This is a genomic window from Pseudomonas sp. PICF141 (assembly GCF_002286815.1).
In the GTDB taxonomy this organism is placed as follows: Bacteria; Pseudomonadota; Gammaproteobacteria; order Pseudomonadales; family Pseudomonadaceae; genus Aquipseudomonas.
This window is the reverse complement of record NZ_MUNM01000004.1, coordinates 1-8,771: the sequence shown is the minus strand read 5'-3', so window position 1 is coordinate 8,771 and position 8,771 is coordinate 1. Positions and strand designations below refer to the sequence as shown.

5 protein-coding genes are annotated in these 8,771 nt (G+C 54.9%); all 5 read right to left on the bottom strand.

Annotation, left to right across the window (positions count from 1 at the left end):
- Positions 1–594: 594 nt before the first annotated feature.
- A complete protein-coding gene (locus BZL43_RS00110) occupies positions 595–1,689 on the bottom strand; it encodes a DUF6708 domain-containing protein (RefSeq protein ID WP_311654569.1) in 1,095 nt (364 codons plus the stop codon).
- Positions 1,690–1,725: 36 nt separating this feature from the next.
- Positions 1,726–5,046 carry a toxin VasX gene (locus BZL43_RS00105; protein ID WP_095630455.1) on the bottom strand — a complete coding sequence of 1,107 codons (3,321 nt, stop codon included), beginning with the start codon at positions 5,044–5,046 and terminating at the stop codon, positions 1,726–1,728.
- On the bottom strand, positions 5,043–5,942 hold the full coding sequence (locus BZL43_RS00100; RefSeq protein WP_095630454.1) for a DUF4123 domain-containing protein: 900 nt from the start codon (positions 5,940–5,942) through the stop codon (positions 5,043–5,045). Before BZL43_RS00100 ends, BZL43_RS00105 begins: the two co-directional genes overlap by 4 nt.
- A complete protein-coding gene (gene tssI / locus BZL43_RS00095; RefSeq protein ID WP_095630453.1) occupies positions 5,935–7,977 on the bottom strand; it encodes a type VI secretion system tip protein TssI/VgrG in 2,043 nt (680 codons plus the stop codon). The genes BZL43_RS00100 and tssI overlap by 8 nt, the downstream gene beginning before the upstream one ends.
- Before the next feature lie 131 nt (positions 7,978–8,108).
- Positions 8,109–8,624, bottom strand: a complete 516-nt coding sequence (locus BZL43_RS00090) for an Hcp family type VI secretion system effector (RefSeq protein ID WP_007900657.1) — start codon at positions 8,622–8,624, stop codon at positions 8,109–8,111.
- Between the last annotated feature and the right edge of the window lie 147 nt (positions 8,625–8,771).

The window sequence follows — 8,771 nt, the reverse complement described above, 5'->3', positions numbered from 1 at the left end:
ATGATTAAGGCTATATAAATCAGTTGGTTGAGGTGGTTTTTCCAACGCCGGAGAGGTTTTTGGCAAGGATCCGCTGAAAAAGTGCGCAAGAAGTTGCGCCCCACTGCGCAACTTCTTACGCACTTGGCTGCAGCCCTTGTTTAGCGTGACCTGGAGCAGAAATGGTCGGTATTTTCAGAAGATGAGTGCGCAACTTCTTGCGCATGATGGCGATGAGGCACTTGTGGTGGTGATGGTGCAACCAAGCTGTTGCCGCTGACCGAGAATTGATCTAGTAGCCGTTGTCCTGCCCGCTGAAAATTGCTCCATGTGTTTTCAGCTGCTCCCACTTTGCTTTTGAGCAAGAGGACACGGGTCATAAAATTTGAAATCAGCAATCGATCCTAGATCAAATTGCAATCGGCAGAGGTGAGACGAAAAATGCTTCGCTAGTGGGTAAGCGACAAGTTCCCCCGGCGACGGGCGCTGCTGTCGAATATCGTACTCGTCGTACTGCGGAGAGGTAGGTGTCATGCAGGATAACCATGAAGTCCATCTCCAGCATGAGGTAGTCGATTATATTTATGCATCAAGGACGCGGCTCATCGTTTCCATTCAATTATTTATCGATTCTTCTGTCTTGATTTCATTTAGGTTCGCCTTGAAGTACGTCATGAAATCTTGTCCCTGAGCAAAAGCTTTTTCGATCTTGGCGCTTTGCTCTTTCAACGCTTGGCTCGGCTTGGCCCACTGCTCAGTCGGTAGAGATTTTGACCACTCAGAAATGGAATCAGGTAGAGATTTCATGCTGAAACGATGGTCCCATTCAGCAACCCAGTACGGAAAACGCCACCAAGTGATCAGGTGTGTCAGGTACCACCAACCAACTCCTAAAGCGGAACGTTCGTTGTGTTGGTATTCCTCGTGCATGTTCTGTCGTTCTTGATCGAAAGTGTGGCGACCCTCGTATGGTGCTTTACCAGGGCAAAACTCCGGTCCTTTTTCCATGTAGACACGTATGGCTTCCCATTTGCCTAGTCCATGAACAGGAGTCATGACCTCCTGTGTAAGAAAGTGCACCGTATCGGCCTTGGGATTATCTATGGCCATGCCAAAGGTGTAGCTGCTGATTACGCCTACTCCGGTGGATCCGGTGCTGACTGAGATCCACGCAACCGTGTCTTCCCAAGGCTGGATCACGGGTTCGTCGGAGTCATTCGGGAAGTAACAGACCTCTCGGCGTTGACGGTTAAATCGGATGGGTCGGGCGCGGGCTTTGCTTCTTGTGGTGCTGATAATCGCGTACAGGCCAATCAGCGCTGCTCCCCCTCCACACCAGAGCGCTAGTGATATTCCGAACTCAAAAAAATCGTTGAAGTAAAACCAAAAGCTTCTGCCGAATGGATTTATGAATGCTGCGAAGCCCATCAAGGTTGGGAGAACAAATAGACAAACGATAACTACGACTGTAGGGAGTGACACAGCTAATCGTGCTTGGAAAGACTTGGTGAGATTGCTGCTACCCAAGTCCAGGTAGGTGTCGTTGACTTCAACAAAACTTCCGCCGAGATCCATTGGGATTTGTCCGGTAGGAACTGGCAACGGTGAGAAGAATAATGCTTCACCTGTGGCAAAACGACGAGTTTCACCCGCCGTGGGGCGGTGATTTTTGAGGTCAAGCTCGACTTGCTGTTCATGTTTGGGTGGCATGCAATTCAACCGAAAAAATGTAGGCGGGTTAGGCAACTACAGGGAGTCGCTAGTTACTAGCAACCAAGGGGCATCCGTGGTACGTGTCTTTAACACAGATACTGATTGAAGCAGTTTGCCATTCTGCGCGTTTAGGGTCGTGGTTTCGAATCGCTTCTCTCGGAAAAATTTATTACCGGCTACGGGGTGGTAGCGTAAAACGACGGCAAGACCATGCTGGGCGTTAGCTTCGTGTTGGAATATTTCCAAGCCAAGCTTGAGAGGTTCGCCCGGGGCACCTAGTAGATTGAGTTGATACAGCAATGGTTCGCTCCACGCTTCCCAGTCATTGCGCTGATGGTTAGTTAGCCAGTAAGCACAGAGGCCGAGACTGACATCTTCCAGATCATTGGCTGTCATCCCCGGCACGCTCAAGACGGCCATGTGCTTGCTGTTTACTTGTTGTAGGGCTATCTGCGGAGCGGCAGTAATATTTGCTAACATCAAACGCTCCTCTGCAAGACTTCGGTTTGCGCTCTGCTTGCCCCAAGGACCTTTAAGCAGCCATTTATCCAGTTCGGTCTTATTATTACGGTTGTATAGCCATTCACCACCTAGCTGGAGTCCTGTCAGGACTAGGCCAATCAGGTTGGCCCGTGCGGCGACGCTGAGCAACTTACCACCAGCCGTAACCCACGCAAGAGCGCGCGCCTGGCTTACATTCGTCATAGCTTCAAACGTGTATTGAACTGTTCGTGCGGTCGCCCAGCCATTGACAACTAGTTGGCCGGAGTCTCCAGCCAGCGTCATGCTAGCCCCAGCTAGCTTGGCGCCATCGCCTGACCGTAAAGCTTCGGTCCACCTTGCGGCAGACCCTTTTTCACCGTACAAACCGGTGCCTGCGGCAATAGCGCCAAAAAGGTAGGAAAACGGCCCCAATACGCCTGTAATTTTGCCTAACTTGGCGGCTAATCCGATTTTAGCTGCGGTACTCGCATAGTTTTCAATTGCGACAGAAAGGCCGGTAATAGCAATTCCTTGGGCTGCGGCAATAGTCCCCCCAATCATTGAAAAAAGAGCATTTGCTACAGCCAACTTATCGGAGAAATCCGCCTCTTTTTTTCTAGCAATTTCACTATAGACAGTCGCAAAGCTGATAATTTGCAGAACTGCTGCTGCTGAAGAAAACAAATCCCCTCCAGCTGATGCGAAAACCGCCTTGCTTATTCCTTTGGAAGGACGCTTGAGCCGATAGTCATCGGCCATCCGCTCAAACTCAAGCACCTGAGCATTGTTAAGCCCTTTGATCTTGAAGGCAGCCTTACCCGGCCCGTCACCAACAGGACTCATGGCCTGAGCTATCCGCCCTTCAAGTGGAGCGACAGTTTGCTGAATGGCTTTGCGGCGAGATACCAAGGTTTTGTAACCGCCTTTTGGTAACCGGCCTTTACGTTCATCAGCCAGGGTTTGCCGAATCTGATTTTTCAGCGAAGTCATTTGCTGGCGCAGATCTGTCAGTTTGGCCATATCAGCTTTGAACGCGGCAATTTGATTCGCAGAGGCAAACTCCAACGTAATACCCCCCTTACCAAAGGCACGCAGAACATCTATCCAGGCCGAGCCAGGAATTCGGCGCAATACTTTTGCTGGATCTAGCGGCTGGCCACTGCGTAGCGCTTGCATGGCCTCATCCAGCGCTCCTGCCAGGCGCAATTGCTTTGCCGGCTCATACGCCGTGTTGCGCAACTGACCGAGCACAATGCCGTTTTCACTCAATTGCATTGCTGCTGCGAGATTTTGAGTGAGCAAATTGCCAAATTTTCCGCTGAGAGCCTGGGCACCCTGATAGTCGTCCTTGGCCATATAGGTATCGCGCAGGGACTTGACGAAAGATGTGACCTTGGCGTGCATGTCCTTCTGATCAGTCAAGCTCAATGTGAAGAAGGTTGGTACGGTAAAACCCGGCTGTTTCTCGATCAGATCGGCAAGCTTTTCAGTCGCTTTATCTGTCCGGCAAATGTCTCTCATACAGGCATATTCAGTAGCGAGAGTTGTGTCTAGTTGATCGCCAAATTTGGGGTCGAAATACCAGGCTGAGCGTTGGAAGCGTTCTTCATTGATCAGATTCGCGCGATCGTCACTGATCAGATCTAGACGTTTGTTCCAGCGACTGAGTTGGGCGCGTTGCTGTTTCAGAAAGGCTTCCATAGCGGGCCGATCGATCAGATCGTTGATGCCTTGTTGCCCCATTTTCGCGCCGTCGAGCGCGTCATCCGCGTTGTCTTCGATGGTCTCGATCAGGTCTTCGTACTTGGAATGCAAAGGTCCAAGACTCGTACGCATCCGCGACTTTGAAGCTGCAATAGCCCCACGCTGCGTACCGACACCAGAATATTGGGTTTTATTTTTAGCGTTGACGTAGTCGACGATAGATTGCCGCTGCTCTTCGCTTGTTTCGTCCTTGAGTTTGGCAAAACGAGGGTCGCCTTGGGCTGCATTCAGAATGGTTTCGCCGGTTACGGTGTACAACGATTCGATGTAGCAACCAAACACATACTTCTTTTGATTGGCTTCAGCGTCACTCCAGTCACTGATCCAGCCAGTGACCAAATCCTGATGCTCGGCGAGATCGCGCAGCACGCCCAAGTCATCCTGTATGACCAAGTACAGATGGTCACGCTCATTTTCTGCCTTGACTTGCTTTTTGAGCGCGCCCAACTGAGTTTTCTTGAAGTGCGACGCTTGCTCCCAGAGATAGTCCTGGCTTTCCTCAGGTTTGGCACCCGTAACCGCCGGTTCCTTACTCGGCTGCTCCGCAACTTCCGCAATCCATTTTTCCGCCTGACTTGGCGTCAACAGATTAGCCGCGCCTTTCTCCGGATCAGCCTTGGTCAGGTCTACTGCCTGCATGAAGTATTCACGCTCGGATTTGTGCTTGATGACCTGCGCGCATTTGGCGGCGGTCCATTGCACTTCTGAGTAGTTGACGTAGAGCTTGCTCAAACGCGGGAAGATCAGCACGGCTTCGCCCACGTTGCTTTCGCGTTTGTTGGCGGTGATTTCGCCTTTTTCCCACAGCAGTTGGGTCACGATGCCGTTCTGAATTCGGTATTCATGCATAACGGCTTGAGGTTTCTTGTCGACGATGACGTAGAGCCAGCCATCGCGGATCAAGCGAATTCCCAAAGGACGCGAGGTGGTTTTGTACGGCATGGCTAGTGCACTGGATGGGTCGAGTCGTTCGACCAGGCCGTAACGGAGAGGGATGAGCTGGATTTTGGCCTTCATCAGCGAGCAGCCGCCCAAGGCACACTTGCCATCGTCCCGGCTTTTTGCAACGTTGTTCGGGCTTTTGCCGGTCGATGTGGGCGTTGTCATCCTTGGCTCCTTGGCAGGGTTTCAGCCCGTTCCTGGGCAATATCAGCGACCCGTTCGAGTCGCTGAGCGGGCGTTTGTTCCGATGGCGTTTTAAGTATCGCATCCAGGTCCGGATGTTCTTCCAGCGCTCGCTCACCGAGAAACCCGTAAATGTTGGCGTAGAGAGTGATGTCGAGCTCGGTGTTGAAGCCTCGATCATATGAAGTCGAAGCCAATGCATGTAGGTGTTCCCAGCGCTGCAGAGGCGTTGCTTGTGCCTGATAGGACGGAAAGTATTCGTGCATGTGTTCGTTGAGGCGCAGGACGATGCTGCGAAAATTCACTTCATCCAATTGACTGAGTTGTTCGTCGCTCAAGCGGTAGCGTTTGCTGTGATTCGGTTCGGGGACTTTGCCGGGGCGCTGGTTGATGTGCCAGCAGCCCAGCGCCGCATCGGCGGTGACGATCTGCGGGCAAGGGCCGAACAGGGTCGGGTCCTTGATGCTCTCGCCGTGGCTGAGCAGCGCGTGGGCCACGGCGGGGTCGGCGACGCGCAACAGGACTTCTTCACCCTGAGGGTGCATGACACTGGTCAGCCAGCGGAAGTGCTCGACCATGTGCTCCCAGGGTTGATCGCTGAACACGAGGTAGCCCCATTCTTGGCGAGGCTCAGCCAGAAACTTTGCCAGGATGGGATTGTTCTGCGCTTTTATCTGAACCAGACACGGCGAAACGTCGCCCAATTCAACCCACGGGGTACCGAGGTAGAGTGGCTCGAAAACCGGATTATCCGACCATTGATAAAGGTGCTGGGGCAGTTTTTCGACGCTGACGCCATCCAGCAGCAAACCGACGGTGCCATTCCACGGCAGGCCTTGAGGTAACCCATTTTCCAGTGGCCACTCGGACTTAAGCATTTTGCGCCTCCAGTTTGGCCTTCTCGCAGATCGCGCAGATTGGCTTCTTCTGCATCAACGCTTGCCGCTGTGCGGGCACCAACAATTGGCCAGCCTTATCCGCATCCGCCTGCTTCAACACCCCAGGCATCAATGGCGCCGCACCGGTGCCGCTGCCCGGGCTCCCTCCGGAGTTCATGTTGATCACCGGGCCGCTCAGCGTTACGCCGCTGGCGTCGATCTTGATGAAGCTGCCGCCGCCCTTGAGGGTGAGTTCGCTGCCGGCTTCGAGCACGACTTTCATGCCGCTGCTCAGGTGGATTTCCTGGCCGGCTTCGATGAACTGGCCGGTGCCGACCTTGATGTGCTGGTTGACGCCCACGGTCAGGTGGTCATTGGCGCGGGCTTCGACTTTGCGGTCTTCGTAGACGGTGTGGTGTTCTTCGGCCTTGAATTCGCTGTAGCTGTTTTTCTCCACGGTGTCGTGGCGTTCGTTGCCGACGCGGATTTTCTGGTCGTGTTCGACGTTTTCGTCCCAGTCGCGCTGGGCGTGCAGGAAGATCTGTTCCTGGCCTTTTTTGTCTTCGATGCGCAGTTCGTTGTAACCGCCGCCACCTGGAGAGCTCAGGGTTTTGAAGGTGCTGCGGGTTTTGTTCGCCGGCAGGGCGTACGGGACGACGTTTTCCTTGTGGTACAGGCAGCCGCTGATCAGCGGTTGGTCGGGGTCGCCTTCGAGGAAGCTGACCAGCACTTCCATGCCGATCCGCGGGATGGCGATGCCGCCGTACTGGGCGCCGGCCCAGGCGGAGGAGACGCGCAGCCAGCAGCTGGTCTTGTCGTCGGCCTGGCCTTCGCGGTCCCAATGGAATTGCACTTTGACGCGGCCGTACTGGTCGCAGTGGATCTCTTCACCTTTGGGCCCGGTGACCACGGCGCTCTGACTGCCGAGGATCCGTGGTTTGGGGTGGTTCAGCGGCGGGCGGTTCGGCACGTCCCAGGGGGTGGCCTGGAAGCGGTTGCGGTAGCCCTGGTGGAAATCGTCCTTGAGGTTAGTCGTACTGCTGGTGACCGACTCTTCCAGCACTTGCGGCTGTTTGCCTTCGTGGAGGATTTCGGTCAGCAGCCACAGGTCGTTCCACTTGGCCTTGGGGTGTTGGGTCAGGGCCAGGAAGTGGCCGCTGACCAGCAACGGCTGATCGCTTTTGCCTTCGACGAGCTGGAAGTCGCTGCGGTGACGTTCGAGGGCGCGTTTGGCCAGGTGCTTGCCGCGTTCGCGGTCGATGAAGCGGCCGGGGTAATCGTAGTCTTCGAGGTCGGGCAGGGCGTCGCCACGGTGTTCGCTTTCCAGGGTCAGGCGCGGTTTTTCGAAGTCGTAGTCGCGGCGGGTGGTGCGGCTGGTGCGGGTTTCCAGGCGCAGGTCGAAGCGCTTGATCACCGGGTCGTTGGCGACCATGCCGGAGTCTTGCTGGTAGGCCACGGGCGCAAGTTTCGGGAACACCGTCTGGTCATCGCCGAACACCAGCTTGTGGGCCGTGGCGCTGTGCTGGAAGTGGTAGTGGATACCTTCCTCCTCGCACAGGCGTTGGATGAACTGCAGGTCCGATTCATCGTACTGAACGCAGTAAATGCGCTCGGGATAAATCGCCCCGACTTTGAATTCGTAGGCATTGCTCTGGATGCCGTGCTCTTCGAGGACCATGCCGATGATTTTCGGCACGCTAAGGTTCTGGAAGATGCGTTGGTTGATGCGGTGCGCCAGGTAAGACAGCTGCGGGCGCAGGGTCACGGCGTAGCGGGTCAGGCGTTTGCCGGAATCGCCTTGGGCGGCGCGGTAGATCTGGCCATGGATGCCGCTGCCGTCAGGCGAGAGCTGCAAAAAGGCCGGTTTGTGCAATAGCGTTTCGAGGTCCAGGGACGGCTGTTCACTGACCAGCTCCACCTCAAATACAAAAGGCTGGCTGATGGCTTCCCGACCTTGCAGGGAAAGGACCTGGAGATCGTTTTCCAGACCTTCGACAGTCAGGGCAAAGTGGGTCTGATTGGCCGGCGCGAACATCCCTTGTTCCTCATGCAGTGCTGCGGCGCACGCCGACACCCAAACGGGCGCTTGCGGGCGCGAAAATTCCAGGTAGGCGCAAATGACATCGACCAGCAGAGCTGGCCGATGTTTGGAACCGTCAGCCGCGATTAAGCGACTGGAACACGCCAGTCATCGGAACCCGAAGTACCGGATACTTCGTGGGTCCAGGTGATTTTGCGGTAGGTGAATTGCACTTCTTCCAGGTGCGTGAAGTGCGAGTTCGACGGATCCTGGCAGTTGTGCATTTTGTTGTTGATGGCGACGATGATCGCGTCTTCCAGTTTGGTGGTGTAGTAGTGCTCTTGGGTACCTTGAGCCGAAGTGCGGTACCACTGGATAACGATTTCGCTCATGCGCTCGCCGGAGGTCAGCGCCGCTTGCAGCAGTGGCGAGGACTTGTCGTAGACCTTGGTGATCACGACTGGCTTGTGTACGCGCTGACCGGTCGGTTGGCCGGACTGTGGGTCACGCGGGATGATCACGTCGTGGCTGAACGCCTGAACCATGACCTGGTCTTCGTGGCCTTCCTGGTAGGTGTTGCCCACGGAGTCGGCGGTGAACGCGCCGGCAGTGATCAGGCCTTGTTTCTCGCCGGTAACCGACATGTACGCTGGTGTAGCCATGGATGTGCTCCTTGCTAAAAGTTAGGGTGCCCGGGAGGCGGTATCGCCCGGTGGGTGCCTGACTGTTATCAAGGAGCGTGCCAGAAATGATTAAGGCTATATAAATCAGTTGGTTGAGGTGGTTTTTCCAACGCCGGAGAGGTTTTT